Origin of the sequence: Micromonospora sp. CPCC 206061 (genome assembly GCF_036906915.1) — a bacterium.
Classification (GTDB): Bacteria; Actinomycetota; Actinomycetes; order Mycobacteriales; family Micromonosporaceae; genus Phytohabitans.
Genome location: NZ_JBAKHX010000059.1, coordinates 36395 through 52061 on the forward strand (window position 1 = coordinate 36395; position 15667 = coordinate 52061).

The 15667-nt window shown below is 71.5% G+C and carries 15 protein-coding genes; 7 read left to right on the forward strand and 8 right to left on the reverse strand.

From position 1 onward, the window contains the following. Positions 1-24 precede the first annotated feature (24 nt). On the reverse strand, positions 25-915 hold the full coding sequence (locus V6V89_RS29640) for a hypothetical protein (RefSeq protein ID WP_334622777.1): 891 nt from the start codon (positions 913-915) through the stop codon (positions 25-27). Positions 916-1020: 105 nt separating this feature from the next. Between V6V89_RS29640 and cofD the strand changes: the two genes are divergently transcribed. Beyond that, positions 1021-1968: a 2-phospho-L-lactate transferase gene (gene cofD / locus V6V89_RS29645; RefSeq protein WP_334622778.1), complete on the forward strand. Its 948-nt coding sequence runs from the start codon at positions 1021-1023 to the stop codon at positions 1966-1968. Continuing rightward, positions 1965-2957 (forward strand): coenzyme F420-0:L-glutamate ligase, encoded by a 993-nt coding sequence (locus V6V89_RS29650; protein ID WP_334622779.1) that lies wholly within the window; start codon positions 1965-1967, stop codon positions 2955-2957. Before cofD ends, V6V89_RS29650 begins: the two co-directional genes overlap by 4 nt. Here V6V89_RS29650 and V6V89_RS29655 read toward each other — a convergent pair. From V6V89_RS29655 to V6V89_RS29670, 4 genes are all read right to left on the reverse strand, one after another. Beyond that, the gene (locus V6V89_RS29655; protein ID WP_334622780.1) at positions 2944-3891 is read right to left on the reverse strand and encodes an ArsR/SmtB family transcription factor; all 948 of its coding nucleotides are present in this window, start codon (positions 3889-3891) and stop codon (positions 2944-2946) included. The two genes, V6V89_RS29650 and V6V89_RS29655, sit on opposite strands and share 14 nt — an antisense overlap. A 346-nt stretch (positions 3892-4237) precedes the next feature. After that, entirely contained in the window at positions 4238-5242 is a 1005-nt protein-coding gene (locus tag V6V89_RS29660; protein ID WP_334622792.1) for a hypothetical protein, read from the reverse strand. A gap of 56 nt (positions 5243-5298) precedes the next feature. Further along, positions 5299-6387, reverse strand: coding sequence for a mannose-1-phosphate guanylyltransferase (locus tag V6V89_RS29665; RefSeq protein WP_334622781.1), 1089 nt, complete (start codon positions 6385-6387; stop codon positions 5299-5301). A 49-nt stretch (positions 6388-6436) separates the two neighbouring features. Continuing rightward, positions 6437-7582, reverse strand: coding sequence for a glycosyltransferase family 4 protein (locus V6V89_RS29670; protein ID WP_334622782.1), 1146 nt, complete (start codon positions 7580-7582; stop codon positions 6437-6439). 134 nt (positions 7583-7716) lie between these two features. Between V6V89_RS29670 and V6V89_RS29675 the strand changes: the two genes are divergently transcribed. Then, the gene (locus V6V89_RS29675) at positions 7717-8355 is read left to right on the forward strand and encodes a TIGR03089 family protein (RefSeq protein WP_334622783.1); all 639 of its coding nucleotides are present in this window, start codon (positions 7717-7719) and stop codon (positions 8353-8355) included. Here the strand turns inward: V6V89_RS29675 and V6V89_RS29680 are convergent. Both V6V89_RS29680 and V6V89_RS29685 read right to left on the reverse strand, forming a co-directional pair. After that, complete coding sequence (locus V6V89_RS29680; protein WP_334622784.1) at positions 8336-8692, reverse strand: hypothetical protein; 357 nt, start codon at positions 8690-8692, stop codon at positions 8336-8338. The two genes, V6V89_RS29675 and V6V89_RS29680, sit on opposite strands and share 20 nt — an antisense overlap. A gap of 46 nt (positions 8693-8738) precedes the next feature. After that, positions 8739-10667 (reverse strand): acetoacetate--CoA ligase, encoded by a 1929-nt coding sequence (locus V6V89_RS29685; protein ID WP_334622785.1) that lies wholly within the window; start codon positions 10665-10667, stop codon positions 8739-8741. Positions 10668-10720: 53 nt separating this feature from the next. Here V6V89_RS29685 and V6V89_RS29690 point away from each other — a divergent pair, with 53 nt between their 5' ends. Both V6V89_RS29690 and V6V89_RS29695 read left to right on the forward strand, forming a co-directional pair. Continuing rightward, the gene (locus V6V89_RS29690; RefSeq protein WP_334622786.1) at positions 10721-11326 is read left to right on the forward strand and encodes a hypothetical protein; all 606 of its coding nucleotides are present in this window, start codon (positions 10721-10723) and stop codon (positions 11324-11326) included. A gap of 62 nt (positions 11327-11388) precedes the next feature. After that, positions 11389-12348, forward strand: coding sequence for a hypothetical protein (locus tag V6V89_RS29695; protein WP_334622787.1), 960 nt, complete (start codon positions 11389-11391; stop codon positions 12346-12348). A 6-nt stretch (positions 12349-12354) separates the two neighbouring features. Here the strand turns inward: V6V89_RS29695 and V6V89_RS29700 are convergent, their stop codons facing one another. Further along, positions 12355-13515, reverse strand: coding sequence for an acyl-CoA dehydrogenase family protein (locus V6V89_RS29700; RefSeq protein ID WP_334622788.1), 1161 nt, complete (start codon positions 13513-13515; stop codon positions 12355-12357). A gap of 225 nt (positions 13516-13740) precedes the next feature. Between V6V89_RS29700 and V6V89_RS29705 the strand changes: the two genes are divergently transcribed. Together V6V89_RS29705 and V6V89_RS29710 are read left to right on the forward strand one after the other, a co-directional pair. Next, positions 13741-15186 carry a UDP-glucose dehydrogenase family protein gene (locus V6V89_RS29705; RefSeq protein WP_334622789.1) on the forward strand — a complete coding sequence of 482 codons (1446 nt, stop codon included), beginning with the start codon at positions 13741-13743 and terminating at the stop codon, positions 15184-15186. A gap of 76 nt (positions 15187-15262) precedes the next feature. Beyond that, positions 15263-15667, forward strand: a 405-nt coding sequence (locus V6V89_RS29710; protein WP_334622790.1) for a hypothetical protein, incomplete at its 3' end; no start/stop codon positions are given.

The window sequence follows — 15667 nt, forward strand, 5'->3', positions numbered from 1 at the left end:
GGCCTGAGGCACCGGTCACAGCGACTAGCGCTGCTGGTAGATCTGGGTTGGCGGCTCGTCGTCGCCCTGGCCGTGTGCCGAGGGCGGCGGGGCGTAGCCGGCGGACGGCTGCTGGCTCGCCGGGTTGATGAGCTGCGTGTGGCCCTCTTCCGGCTGGCCGGGCGCCGGCGGGGCGGGCGTGGGCGGAGGCGGGCTCGGTGCCGCCGGCGGCGCCGAGGTCGGGTACGCCTGCGGGGCCGGCTGCTGCGCGGCTGGCTGCTGTGGGTACGGCTGCTGTGGGTACGGCTGTTGGGAGTACGGCTGCTGCTGGTACTGCGCGGTGTGCTGGGCGTATTGCGGGTAGCCCGGCTGGCCGTACGGCGGCGGCTGCGCGTAGCCCGGCTGCTGGGGGTAACCGTACTGGCCCGGCTGCGGCGTGGGCTTCGGGATGAAATAGAGGCCGCGGCCGACCCGCACCAGCGCGTACGCGGCGACCCCGAGCACCGCCACCCAGGCCAACCGGGTCAGGAACGTCTCGAAGCCGGCCCGAGCGCCGATGTCGGTGATGATGACCACCACGCCGACCAGCAGACCGAAGATCACACCGAAGAACGCCGCCACGGCGTACTCGATCAGCGCCACCAGCGTGATCAGCTTGGCCCGCGCGACCGGCGGGTGGATGTGGTTGGCGAGCAGCACCGCGAGCAGCGGCAGGCCGATCGTCGTCAGGTTGATGAACCCGCCGAAGCTTCTGGACGACCGGCTCGTGAAGTCGTTGTCGTCGAAATCGACCGGGATCATGAGGTCGAGCAGCGCGACGAAAAGAAATACCGCCGTGGCGCCCAGGAGCACCAGGGCGGCAAGCTCGCGCAAGGGCTTTGTCAACTTGCTGGCCGGCGTCCCGTCGGTCGGCGCGGCCGCTGGTTCCGTGGTCAAGACTCCCCCAGGGGGCGGGTGGCGGACATATCGGTATGCGTCCGTGAGCCTAGCCTCCCGGGGGTAGCGGTGTGTGACACCAGGGGCTTGAGCGAGGATGTCGGCATGCGGATCGTGGTACTGGCCGGCGGCATCGGCGGCGCCCGCTTCCTTGCCGGCGTGCGCGCGTACGCCCGGCAACACGGCGCCGAAGTCACCGCCATAGTCAACGTCGGCGACGACGTCATCATGCACGGGCTCCGGATCTGCCCCGACCTGGACAGCGTCATGTACACGCTGGGCGGCGGCGCCGATCCCGAGCGTGGCTGGGGCCGGGTCGGCGAGACCTGGACCGTCAAGGAAGAGCTGGCCGCCTATCAGGCCGAGCCCACCTGGTTCGGCCTCGGCGACAAGGACATCGCCACGCACCTCGTGCGCACTACCATGCTCAACGCGGGCTACCCGCTGTCCGCGGTCACAGAGGCGCTGTGCGCGCGCTGGCAGCCCGGCGTCCGCATGCTGCCGGCGACCGACGACCGCTTGGAGACGCACGCGGTGGTCACCCTGGACGGCACGCAGCGCGCCGTGCATTTCCAGGAGTGGTGGGTACGCCATCGCGGCGCCATCCCCACCGAAAGGTTCGTCTTCGTCGGGGCCGAGTCCGCCAAACCCGCGGCCGGAGTGCTCGACGCGCTGTCGGCGGCCGACCTGGTGCTGGTCGCGCCGAGCAACCCCGTAGTCAGCATCGCGCCGATCCTCGCGGTGGCCGCCCTGCGCGAGGCGGTCACCACGGGAGGCGCGCCCGTCATCGGGGTCTCGCCCATCATCGGCGGCGCGCCGGTGCGCGGCATGGCCGACAAGTGCCTCGCCGTGGTGGGCGTGGAGTGCAGCGCCGCCGGCGTCGGTGGGCTGTACGGCGCACGGTCGAAGGGCGGCCTACTCGACGGCTGGCTGGTCGACTCGACCGACTCCGAGGCCGAGGTGCCCGACGTGCGGGTCCGGGCGATTCCACTCTGGATGAGCTCGCCGGAGGACACCGCCGAGATGGTGCGCGCGGCGGTGGAACTCGCATGAGGCTGGAAGTACTGCCGGTCACCGGGATCGGCGACGTCTCCCCCGGTGCCGACCTGGCCGCGCTGATAGGCGAGGCGGCACCGTGGCTGCGCGACGGCGACGTACTCGTCGTCACCAGCAAGATTGTGTCCAAAGCGGAGGGGCAGCTGGTCGACGTCCCGGTCGACGGGCCTTCACGGGCGGCGGCTCGCGATGAGATCCTCGCCGCCGAGACCGCCCGCACCGTGGCCCAGCGCGGCCAGACCCGCATCGTGCAGACCCACCACGGCTTCGTTATGGCGTCCGCCGGCATCGACGCGTCCAACGTGGACCGTTCTCAGGTCGTCCTGCTCCCCAAGGACCCGGACGCGTCGGCGCGGTCACTGCGGGCGGCGCTGCGCGAGCGGTACGGGATCGACGTCGCCGTCATCGTGTCCGACACGATGGGGCGGCCGTGGCGCAACGGGCTCACCGACGTGGCGCTGGGCGCCGCCGGCATCGACCCGATCCGCGACCACCGGGGCGAGACCGACCCGTACGGCAACGAGCTGCACATCACGCAGATGGCGGTGGTCGACGAGCTGGCGGCGGCGGGCGAACTGGTCAAGGGCAAGGTTGGCCAGGTGCCGGTGGCGGTCGTGCGGGGCTACCTGGATCTCCCCGGTGGCGACGGGCCCGGCGCGGTGGCGCTCGTGCGGGACGCGGCGGCGGACCTGTTTTCTCTCGGCACCGCCGAGGCGCGGGCCGCGGGGCTGCGCGAAGCCGCGACCCTGGCACCGGGCGACTCCGACGGTGATCCGGAGGCGGTCGCGCGGGCCATCGCGACGGTCGCGGGCGTGGTCGCGCCCGGCACGATCTTCACGCACGTGCCCGGCGAAGGCGTCCACGCGACGCCGCCCGGCACCGAGGCGCCCGCCCTGATCCGTTTCGGTGAGGACATCCAGCGACTCCGCGCCGCGCTGGCGGCGGAGGCGGCGCCCACCTCGATCATTGTGCCTAGGACGGGTTGAGCAACGCTCGCCCCAGCGGGGTCACCATGTGGCGAACCGTGTTGCGGTCGCGTTGGCTCAGAAGCAGGCCGGCGTTGCGCAGTACCGTCGTGTGCTGGCTGGCAGCCGCGGGCGAGATGCCGAGCCGGCGCGCCACCTCACTGGTCAAGGCGCCGTCGCCGACCACCTCGAGCACCTGAGCCCGGGTGCGGCCGACCAGGGCGGCCAGCGCACCACCCGAGGCCCGGCTGGCCAATCCACCCAGCCGGTCGACGGGGTAGACCAGTACTGGCGGGAGGGTCGGGTCGACGAGGGTGATCGCGGCGCCACAGCAGAAGAATGACGGCACCAGGAGCAGCCCGCGCCCGTCGAGACGCAGCTCGCGGCTGGTCGGGTAGTTGGACACCTCCAGCACGCCGCCACCCCACTGGATACCCGGGTGGAGCCCGGTGAGGAGCCCTTCGGCGCCGGAGTCGAGCATCGTGCGAGCCCGGCGCGCCCGGTCGGCTTCGACTGCGGTCCGGATCTGTGGCAGGTACGGCGTGATGGCGATCTCCTGGTACCGCTTCATCGCGTCGGTGAGCTGCACGACAGCCGGCACCTCGCCCCGCGCCAGTCCGGACGGCGGGCTGTCGATCAGGCTGAGCTCGTGGTGGATTCGCCGCTTCGGGGTGGAGCGGATCGCGTCCAGGCCGGCGTCGAGACCGTGTATGCCGTCGTGCGGGGTCAAGAAGTCGGGAAAGTATCCGTTCGACGGATTGATCGCGTAGAAGCTGCGCATCTCGGCGTGGCCGCGGAGCCCTTCGCGCACCCCGCCCCGCCAGCCGGCCAGCACCGGGTCGAGCGAGGGGCGCCGGAGCAGATGCAGGCTCAGCACCAGCTCCCACAGCGGATCGGCGCCCGGGGCAACACGCGTCCGGGCGACGTCGTCGCGGGAGAACACGATGCGAAGCAAGCTGCCACTGTACCCACCGTAAATGACCTGCATGTTTCAGCCACGAGTGAAAGTTCTCGACGGTAGGCGGCACCGACCGGCATGCTCATCTTGGCCCGGGTTGGCCGGTCACCACGAGGGTCCGCGGCCCCCGTTCATCCGCGGAGGTGCCGCCGCCCGGGCCTTGCTGATGCCCTCGCTCCGCTCGGGTCGCTCGCGCGCTCGGAAGCCGCCCTGTAGACCACAGTCGCTCTGGTCGCTTCGCTCCCGACGCTTTGTGCGGTCTGCGGGCGGCGCGCGCTCACTGTGTCTGATGCCCTCGCTCCGCTCGGGTCGCTCGGGTCGCTCGGGTCGCTCGGAAGCGCGCTCACTGGGTCCAGAGAGCGACCCGATGATCTTCGTCGGTGACGTAGAAGCCCTCGGCCAGCCCCTCCACGTTGTGAAACGGCGCCAGGTCGGCGACCAGCTTGGCCGGAACGCGAGTGGCATCGGGCGGATCGAAGCGGATGTGCCGGCTGGTCACGTCGCCGCCGGACGGGTGGTCGTCGAGCAGCACCGAGCCCTTGCCGAGCGCGTCGATCGACCCGATCACGGCGTCGTACGCGCCATCAGGGCCTGTCGTGAGGGCACGGAAACCGGTCAACTGGCCGGGCGGCGTGACACCCGTGACGGCGTACGCGCGCACCACCTCAGGCCAGGTGCGAGCGTCGGCGTCGAACATGCCCTCGACACCCGCGATCTCCACGAAGATCGGCTCACCCGCCGCCGTCACCGGAAACCGCAGGCCCAGCAGCAGCGTTCCGGTCGGGGTGAACACCGCACCTTCGACGTTGAGCGGCAGGTCGCCCGGCGCGAGGCGGGTGACCCACCGCTTCTCCCCCGCGGTGCCGCGGTTGATGGTCTCGACGATGAAGCGGGCCTGCACCCGCTCACCCGGCGGCAGCGGCTCGATGTCGGCCGCCACCAGCGCGTCGTTGATCGCCCGGTGCAGGCGGAACTGGTTTCGCACGATCTCCAGCCGAGCCGCGCCGGGATGGCCGGCGTCGGCCTCGCGGAAGCGCGCGAAGAAGGCCCGCTTCGGCCGCAACGGGCCGCCCTTCGACCCGAAGTGCGAGCCCATCACGTACACCCAGCCGTCCCGCCGGGCCAGCGCCTCGCCGTCTTCGGTGCGGCCGGTCTCCGGACCAGCGTCGAACGCCGCATGGTGCGCGGTCCACTGGCCGTCGTTCTTCTGCACGAGCAGTGCCAGGCACTGCTCGACCGCCCCCTCGTCGAGGACCGTCCAGAAGGCCCGGCGTGCGCCGTGCGCGGCCAGCACTTCGGGCGCCCGTACCGGAAGGAGGTCGCTCGCCTCGTTGCACCCGACCGCCAGCTCAGTGCTCTCGAGTTCGCTCGCTCGGGCGGCGCCAAGGGCGACGTCTTCCTCGCTCACCGGAATTCGTCAGCCAATCGGGAAACCACCTGTTTGATGTCCTGGGCACGGTCACGCGGGCAGACCAGCACAGCGTCCGGGGTGTCGACCACGACCACGTCGTGCAGGCCGAGCGTGGCGATGAGCCGCCCGGACTGCGGCACCACCACGAGTCCCGTCGAGTCGTGCAGCAGCACGCCTGGCTTGTTCTCCGCGGGCCCGGCGCCGACCACCACGTTGCCGTCCGGGTCGGCCGGCAGCACCTCGCCGAGCGTGTGAAAGTCACCGACGTCGTTCCAGCCGAAGTCGCCCGGGACCGTGCCCACCAGCCCGGCGGCGGCCGCGCCCTCCATCACCGCGTAGTCGACCGAGATCTTCGGCAGCGTCGGCCAGACCTCGCCGAGCACGTCGCCCCGCGCCGGACTGTCCCACGCCGCGGCGATCCGGATGAGCCCGGCGTGCAGCTCGGGCTGCTGCCGCGCCAGCTCGGCGAGGAACACGTCGACCCGCCACACGAACATGCTGGCGTTCCAGTAATACCGCCCGGAGTCGACATAGGACACCGCGACGTCGTACGCGGGCTTTTCCTTGAACTCCTCGACCATGCGCATCGGGCCGCCGTCGATGGTGCCGCCGCACTGGAGGTACCCGTATCCGGTCTCCGGGCTGGTCGGCGTGATGCCCACGGTCATCAGCAGGCCGCGCTCGGCGCCGGCGACCGCCCGTCGCACCGCGTCGACGTATCGGTCCGGGTCGCCGATCAAGTGGTCGGCGGCGAACGAGCCCATCACCGCGCGTGGCTCACGCCGCGCGATCACGGCCGCGGCCAGCGCGATTGCCGCGCACGAGTCGCGGGGCGACGGCTCGACCAGGATGTTGTCTTCGGGTACCTGGGCCAACTGCCGCGCCACGGCAGCGGCGTGTGACGCTCCGGTGACCACGAGTGTCCGCTCCGGGGTGGTGAGCGACGCGAGCCGTGCCACCGTCGCCTGCAGCAGCGACGCCGAGGAGCCGGTGAGCGGATGCAGAAACTTGGGGTGACCGGAGCGGGACAGCGGCCACAGCCGAGTGCCACTGCCACCCGCCGGGATGACGGCGAAGAGCATCAGCCCATCATGCCCTCCCCGCCGTGAGCGGCGTGTGAGGGTCAGGGCCTCAGGCGGAGGCGCGGCGCCAGGCCGCGACGTGCACCTCGGCGCTCGACTCCCAGGTGAACTCCTTGGCCCGGTCGAACCCGGCCTTGGCGAGCGCGAGCCGGCGCGCCTCGTCGTCGAGCAGTGCGCCCAGGTCGGTCGCGATCTGCGCGGGGTCTTCGCTGGTGTACGCCACCGCGTCGCCGCCCACCTCGGGCAGTGACAGCCGTGGCGTGGTCAGCACCGGCGCGGCGCAGGCCATCGCCTCGAGGATCGGCAGGCCGAAGCCCTCACCGTACGACGGGTAGGCGGCCACCATGGCACCGCCGAGGAAGCCGGGCAGGTCGGCGTAGCGCAGGTAGCCGGGGCGGAGCAGCCGCAGGTGCGCGGGCACCTCGGCCACCGCGCGGTCGATGTCGTCGTCGTGCCCCTGCCCGCCCGCGATGACGAGTGCGGGCGGCTCGGAGCGGTCACGCACCGCCTGCGCCCAGCCGCGGATCAGGTTGGGCACGTTCTTGCGCGGCTCCTTGGCGCCCAGGAACGCGACGTATTCGCTGCCGCCCAGCCCCAGCCGAGCCCGGACGCGGGCCTTCTCCTCGTCGGTCGGCGGGTGGAACGCCGCGTGGTCGACGCCGTGATATGCCACGTCGATGCGGGTCGGGTCGGCGTCGAGAAGCCGGATCAGCTCGTCGCGGGTGGCCTTGCTGGGCACGATCACCCGGTCGGCGCGGCGCAGCGCGGTCTTGATGGCGCTGCGGAAGAACGTGCGGCGTGACTTGTCGTAGTGCTCCGGCTCCGTGAAGAAGGTCGCGTCGTGCACGGTGACCGTCACCGGACACCCGGCCCGCAACGGGCAGGTATAGAAGGGCGAGTGCAGCACCTGCGCGCCGGTCTGCTGGGCAAGCAGCGGCAGGCCGGTCTGCTCCCAGGCGAGCCGCGCCGGACGGTGTGTCACCGCCGCGGGCGCCGCGATGACCTCGGCCGCGGGCAGCATCCGCCCATATCGCTCGACGTCGGTGCGCAGAGCCACGACGGCCAGCTCGATGCCGGTGCCGATCAACTTGCCCAGCGAGCCGAGCAGGCCGTCGACGTATCTACCGACGCCACCCCTGTCAGCGGGGACGCTTGTGGCGTCAACGAGCACGCGGGGCGGGCTACCGGCGGTCACTGGATGACTCCTCAGCTGTAAGTCCTCGGTCGTAAGCCTGTGTCTAACAACACTTACGTAGAGCCTACGCCGAACGGATCGGCCATCGTTGTCTACGACGCGACGGTAAGGCGTTTCCTGAGGGGGTATTGAGAATGCTCGTCAAGGACCCGACACGCCCAGTCGTCACGTGGTACGACGACGTGACCGGGGAACGTGTCGAGCTGTCGGGTGCCACACTCGACAACTGGGTCGCGAAGACCGCCAACCTCCTGGTCGACGGGCTCGGGCTCGGCGCGGGCGACCGGGCCGCGGTGCTCCTGCCCCCGCACTGGCAGACCGCCGCCGTGCTGCTCGGCTCCTGGGCGGCGCGACTCAGCGTGGTCACCGACCGGCCGTTCGACGTGCTCTTCGCCGCCGCCGACCGGGTCGACGAGGCCCGTGAGCTGCCGGCCGACGACCGATACGTGCTCGGCCTGGCGCCGCTCGGTATGCCGATGCGCGCGGTGCCGGAGGGTTTCGTGGACTACGTCGCCGACGTACGCGGATACGGCGACCGGTTCTCCCCGTACCCGTCGGAGTGGCCGGGCGACGACCCGCTGCGCCGCGCGGGCGAGCTGGGCATCGCCGAGGGCGACCGGCTCCTGGTCGACGCGGCAGCGCACCCGGATCCGCTGGACTGGCTGTACGCCCCGCTCGCGGTCGGCGCGTCGGTGGTGCTGTGCGGAAACCTCGACCGTGCCAAGCTGGCCGACCGGGAAGCCGCCGAGCAGATCACAGCTCGGCTGGTATGACCTCGCGCAACCTGCCGTCTTCACCGACCACATAGAACGCGGCCCGGTCGCTCAGCCACGGCTTGCCGTCCGCCTCTTGATCGGAGAGCACCGTCTCCTGGATGCCGAGGATCACGTACCGGGAGCCGTCCGGGTTGCCCTCGCGCCACCTCGGCCCGTAGATCGCGTCGATCAGCCGTTCGAGCCGCCCAGCCGCGAGCGCGCCGCCCGCGACCCAGTCCGCTGGCAGCCGGTACCAGAAGGTGCGGGTCACCTTTGCCAGCGGGTTGACGGCGTGGTTGCCGTCGACCCGGACGCCGAGGGTGTCGGTGATGGTCAACCGGAGGTACTCGTACACGACGGTGAGACGCGTCAGCGAGCACTTTCGGATGTCGGCCGACCCGTCACCGCTTCCTGACGAAAGGCTCGAACGCGGTCAGCGACTCGGGGTTCGCGAGGGCACCGGTCGACGCCGCTTCCGGCACAGGCGTACCCGTAAGGATCTTCTTCACCGGTACTTCCAGCTTTTTCGCGCTGAGCGTCCGCGGCACCGCCTTGACCTGGTGGATCTCGTCGGGCACATGCCGCGGCGACAGGGCGGTGCGCAGCTCTCGGGCGATCTTGGTGCGCAGCTCGTCGTCGAGCTCCCGGCCGTCGGCCACTACGACGAAGAGCAGCAGCTCACCGGGGCCGCCCGCCGGGTCCTCCAGGTGTACGACCACCGAGTCGGTGACCTCGTCCAGGCCCTCGACCACCGAGTAGAACTCGGAGGTGCCCAGCCGGACCCCACCGCGGTTGAGGGTGGCGTCGGAGCGACCGGTGATCACGCAGCTGCCCCGCTCGCTGATGGTGATCCAGTCGCCGTGCCGCCACACGCCGGGGTACACGTCGAAGTACGCCTCGCGGTAGCGGCGGCCGTCCGGGTCGTCCCAGAAACCGATGGGCATGCTGGGCATCGGACGGGTGATCACCAGCTCGCCGAGCTGCCCGATGACCGGCTGCCCCTCGGCGTCGAAGGCCTCGACCCGGGCACCCAGGCAGCGGCAGGACAGCTCGCCGGCGTACACGGGCAGCAACGGGACGCCGCCGACAAACCCGGTGCACACGTCGGTGCCGCCGGACAGCGACTGCAGCTGCACCGTCGCGCTGACCGCCTCGTACACCCAGGCGAAGCCCTCCGGCGGCAGCGGCGCGCCCGTCGAGCCCATGCCGCGCAGCCTCGGGTGCGCCTCGGGTGCCACCCCCGCCTTGCGGCAGGCGAGCAGGAACGGCGCGCTCGTGCCGAAGTAGGTGACACCGGCCTCGTCGGCGAGCCGCCACAGCGCGCCCAGGTCGGGGTGGGCCGGGTCGCCGTCGAAGAGCACGATCGCGGCGCCCACGGCCGGGCCGGAGGCGAGGAAGTTCCACATCATCCAGCCGGTGGTGGTGAACCAGAAGAACCGGTCACCCGGGCCAAGGTCGTGGTGCAGCGCGAGCATCTTCAGGTGCTCGACCAGGATGCCGCCGTGCCCGTGCACGATCGGCTTCGGCAGGCCGGTGGTGCCAGAGGAGTAGAGCACGTACAGCGGGTGGTCGAACGGCACCGGCTCGTACGCCATCTCCTCGGTGGTGTCCGGCCACTCCCAGACGCCGCCGGCCAGGTACGGGAGGGTCACGGTGTGCCGCAGCGAGGGCAGGGCGGCCCGGATCGCCTCGACCTCGCCGCTCCGGTCGATCGTCTTGGCGCCGTACCGGTACCCGTCGACGGCCACCAGTACGGTCGGCTCGATCTGCTGCCAGCGGTCGACCACGCTGCGGGTGCCGAACTCGGGCGCGCACGACGAGAACACGGCGCCCAGGCTGGCGGTGGCCAGCATCAGCACGTACGTCTCCGGGATGTTCGGCGCGTACGCGGCCACCCGGTCGCCCCGGCCGACACCCAACTCGCGCAGCGCGGCCCGCGCCCGGCGGACCTGCTCGCGCAGGTCGGCGGCGGTCAGCGTGACCGGCTCACGGGTCTGCGAGTACCCGAGCACGATCGCGTCACCGGCGGCGACGCCCGGCATCCGGAGCACGTGCTCGGCGTAGTTCAGGGTGGCGCCGGTAAACCAGCGGGCGCCCGGCATCACCGGGTCCGCGAGCGTGGCGGTCGGCTGGTCGTACGCGAGCACGTCGAAGTAGTCCCAGATCGACCTCCAGAACGCGGGCAGGTCGTCGACCGACCACTGCCACAGCGCCTGGTAGTCGGGGAACGCCAGGCCACGGTGTTTCCGCAGCCAGCGCAGGTAGTCGCCGATCCGCGCCCGCTCCAGGACGTCTGCCGGCGGTGTCCACAGCACGGTGCCCGCACTCATTCCGCCATCTTGCCCTGGGTGCCGGTCTCCGCCGGAACCGGTACGGTGCGCGCATGCGACATCTATGGAGTCTGTTGGCCGGCGCCGTGGCGGCGCCGCTCACCTGGGTGCTCGTCTCGCTGGGCCAGGGCGGCTCGACGCGTACCATCACGGGCTGGGTCGAGACCCGCACCTTCGCCACCGCCGACCTGATCGAGCCGGCCGCATACCTAGCCGTGGCGGGCGTCCTGCTCGGACTGCTCGGCACCCTGCGGTGGTCACCGCTGGGCCCGGTGGTCGCGGGCGCGCTGCTGATCGCGCCGTACGGCGGCATGTTCGCCGACCCGCTGGCGGTACGCGACGCGGTACCCGGCGGCTGGAAGATCTTCGGCGACCCGATCCCGCTGCGGCTCCCGCTCGACAACGGCACCCTGCTACTGATCGGAGCGCTGCTGCTGATGGCGGCGTTCAGCGCGCAGCGGTGGCGGCGGTGGCCGGCACCGGCGCCGACACCGGCACCGCTCGCCGAAGAGCCGAAGGACGAGCCGGCAGACGCCCCCACCCTCGAATCGCCCCCGGTTGTCGCCGACCCGGTGCCCGCCGGTTCCACGAAGCGGAACGGCGATTCGCCCTGGAACACCCCACCGAGCAGAGCCGGTAGCGAAAACGCCGAGTCGTAGCAGGCCAGAGGAGTGCCAGGCCGAGGTACGGTGCCACTCGCACCCAACATCAAGGAGGGCAGATGCGGCACGTCGGATCACTGCTCCTGGCCCTGGTCCTGGCGCCCCTGGCATGGGTACTGACGGGCATCGGGCTCATGAAGTACAGCGATGTCCGGGTGCAGTTCGAGGCCGGGCTGCGCGTGGAGCTCCTGCTGGGCCTGCTCGCCCTGCTGGCTGCCGGTGCGCTGTACGCGGTCCTCGTGCTCGCGCGGCTGTCGCCGATCGGGCCTACGCTGGCCGGAGCGGGCTATCTGGGTGCGGCTGTATGGTACGGCGTCGCGCCCGCGTCGTTCCTCGACGTGTTCCCGTACGAGGTCGGCGACGTCGACGTCGGGCTGCCGATCCCGGCTGCCGGGTTTTCGGCGGTGCTCGCCGTGCCGCTGCTCGCGACGCTGATGAGCCCGCGGCGCTGGCGACGGCACGACCGGCCGGCCGCGACACCCGCCGGCGCCGTTCCGTACCCGGTGCCGCCCGGCGCCCCGTACGGACCGCCCGGGTCGCCCTATGGTCCTCCGCCCGGCTACCCGGCTCCGCCGCACCCGGGCGCTGGGGTCCCGGTCCCAGCCGGCGGCCTCGGGATGTCGAGCCCGGCGCCCACGATGACCGCGTTCCCGGCGGCCTCGTACCCACCGGCCGGCTCCCCAGCCGCCCCGACGACGGCGTTTTCGCCGGTACCGGAGGCGGCGCCGGTCGCACCGCAGTCGCCGCCTCCGCCGCCGGTTTCCGCGCCACCGAAGCCAGCAGCCGCCGAACCGACCACCACTGTCCTGGCCAGCGAGGCCAGCGCCAACCTCGGTGACGACCCACCGACAACGCGGCTCGACACCGAGGCGACGCAGCTGGTCAAGGGCCCGCCCCCGCCGGAGGCTTACCCTCGCCCGGCCTGGTCGGCACCGACCCCGCCACCGATCACCCCGCCCAAGCCGGCGGGCACCGACGTCGAGGACGACGACCCGGAAGCCACCCAGCGATACGGCTGACGCTCGTCAGCGAAGCACGGATCGGGCCATGACGATGCGCTGGACCTGGTTGGTGCCCTCGTAGATCTGTGTGATCTTGGCGTCCCGCATCATCCGCTCCACCGGGAAGTCGCGGGTGTATCCGTATCCGCCGAGGAGCTGGACCGCGTCGGTGGTGATTTCCATCGCGGCGTCCGAGGCGAAGCACTTCGCCGCCGCGCCGAAGAAGGTCAGGTCGGCATCGCCACGCTCGGACTTGCCGGCGGCGGCGTAGGTGAGCTGCCGGGCGGCCTCCAGCTTCATGGCCATGTCGGCGATCATGAACTGGACGCCCTGGAAGTCGCCCACGGGCTTGCCGAACTGGGTGCGCTCCTGCACGTACTTCGCCGCGAAGTCGAGGGCGCCCTGCGCGATGCCGACCGCCTGGGCGGCGATCGTGACCCGGGTGTGGTCGAGCGTCCGCATCGCGGTCGCGAATCCGGTGCCCGGCTCCCCGATCATCCGGTCGGCGGGGATGCGCACCCCGTCGAGGTACACCTCGCGGGTCGGTGAGCCCTTGATGCCGAGCTTCTTCTCGGGCGCGCCGAAGCTGACGCCCGGGTCGTCCTTGTCGACCACGAACGCCGAGATGCCGCGCGACCGCGCACCGGGCTCCGTGACGGCGAAGACGGTGTAGAACCGCGACTCACCGGCATTGGTGATCCACCGCTTGACGCCGTCGAGCACGTATTGGTCGCCGTCCCGTACCGCTCGGGTCGTCATGGAAGCGGCGTCGCTGCCCGCTTCGGGCTCGGACAGGCAGTACGAGAACATCGCCTCGCCGCGCGCCACCGGCGGCAGGAAGCGGCTCTTGAGCTCCTCGGAGCCGGCCAGGATGAGCGGCATCGTGCCCAGCTTGTTGACTGCGGGGATCAACGACGAGGAGGCGCACGCCCGCGCGACCTCTTCGATCACGATCGCGGTGGCCAGGGCGTCCGCCCCGGCGCCGCCGTACTGCTCGGGGATGTGCGGGGCGTGGAAGTCGGCCGCGCGCAGCGCCTCGTAGGACGCCTTGGGGAACTCGCCCGTTTCATCGGCTTCCGCCGCGTTAGGAGCGACCTTGGCGTCGCACACCGCGCGAACCGCCTCGCGAACCGCCTCGTGCTCCTCGCTGAGGCTGTACGCGTCGAAGGGTTCTTGTGTCGTCATTCCGGCTCCCCTTTGGCGATCTTCCTACGCGGGTGTGAGGATACCGACGAACGTTCAGGTGCTCTTTACCGGCGCGTAGGCTCCTCCACTATCGTCGCTGTGCACCCGGAAAGCCTGAGATACTTGTCGCATAGCTTCCTGTATGCCCAATAGCCGGCGCCAACTCAGGCGTCCCCACCCACACCGCGACGCGAAGCGCCGCCAGTGCGAGCGGAGAACAAAGGCGTGACGATTCCGTACCCGAGCTCACAACCTCTCCCGGCGATCGGTGCGGTCACCCCGCCTTCCGGCGCGGCGCGTCCCCGGCTGGCCTTCCTCGGTACCGGCTACCTCGGCGCGACCTACGCCATCTGCTTCGCGGAACTGGGCTACGAGGTACTGGGCTTCGACGTCGACGAAGCCAAGATCGCAAAGCTCTCCGGCGGGGCCGTGCCGTTCCACGAGCCCGGGCTCGACGAGCTGCTGCGCCGCAACCTGGCCGCCGGGCGCCTGCGCTTCACCACCAGCTACAAGGAGACCGCCGACTTCGCCGACGTGCACTTCATCTGCGTCGGCACCCCGCAGCGGGCCGACAGCATGGGCGCCGACCTGGTGTACGTCGAGGCGGCCGTCACCGGGCTGGCCCAGCACCTGACCCGCAAGGCACTGATCGTGGGCAAGTCGACGGTGCCGGTGGGCACCGCCGAGTGGATCGAGCAGCTCGTCGGCAAGCACGCCCCCGCCGACCTGGGCGTCGAGGTCGCGTGGAGCCCGGAGTTCCTCCAGGAGGGCTTCGCGGTCGAAGACGTGCTCCGCCCCAACCGGATCGTCATCGGCGTCAAGACCGAGTGGGCGAACGCCATGCTCTACGCCGCACACAAGGGCGTCTTCGACCTGGCGGCCACCGAAGACCGCGAGGTGCCCCTCGTGGTCACCGACTTCGCGACCGCCGAGCTGGTGAAGGTGGCGGCCAACGCGTTCCTCGCCACCAAGATCTCGTTCATCAACGCGATGGCCGAGGTTTGCGAGGTCGCCGGCGGCGACGTCACCCAGCTCGCGCGCGCCATCGGATACGACCCCCGGATCGGCAACCGGTTCCTCCAGGCGGGCGTCGGCTTCGGCGGCGGCTGCCTGCCCAAGGACATCCGCGCCTTCCAGGCCCGCGCGCAGGAGCTGGGCGCCGGCGAGGCCCTCCGCTTCCTGCACGAGGTCGACCTCATCAACCTGCGCCGCCGCACCCGGGTCCTCACGCTCGCCGCCGAGCTGCTCGACCGCCGCTCCGGCCCGGCCGGGCCCGACCTGTCCGGCACCCGGATCGCCGTGCTGGGCGCCACGTTCAAGCCCAACTCCGACGACGTACGGGACGCGCCGTCGCTCGCCGTCGCCGGGCTGCTCGCCAAGGCCGGCGCCGACGTCCGCGTGTACGACCCGGAAGGCATGGAGAACGCGCGCATCGCCCAGCCCGACCTCACTTACGAGCCGTCGATGGCTGACGCGCTACGCGGCGCCGACCTCGTGTGCGTGCTCACCGAGTGGGCCGACTTCCGCAACGCCGACCCGAGCGCCCTCGGCGAGCTGGTGGCCGCGCGGCGCGTGATCGACGGCCGGAACTGCCTCGACGCATCACTGTGGACGCACGCCGGCTGGGAGTACCGCGGGATGGGTCGCCCGGAGCGAACCATCAGACACTGATCTGTTCAAGAGCACCCGTCATTAGGCATGCTTTCGGGAGAGTCCACAATGCTGGGCCCTGCCGGAGAGAGGTGCCATGGCGACGTACCCCTGCCCGTCCTGCGGCCGGGAGATCGAGCCGGCGCCGCAGTGTCCCCACTGCGGCGCTGAGCAGGGCCGGTGGGCCGAAGAGCTGACGCGCATCGACCGCTCGATCTCGGAGCTCAAACGCGATGAGGTGCGCATCGCCAAAGAGCTGAAGCTCAACGCCCAAGCCCTCCAGGCCGCGCTCTTCCAGCGCGACATCCTCTCGCACGCCAACCAGCAGCGGGCACAGCAGGCCGCCAAGCCGCGCCGCGTCGTGCGCACCCGGGTCGGCCGCCGGCCACCGACCGCGCCGCCAAACGCGGCGCCTCCCGGACAGCCGCGCGTGCCCCGGCAGCCGCCGACGGCCGCGCCGCCACCGCCGCCACCACCGCCCGGTGCCAAGTCCGAGGCCAAG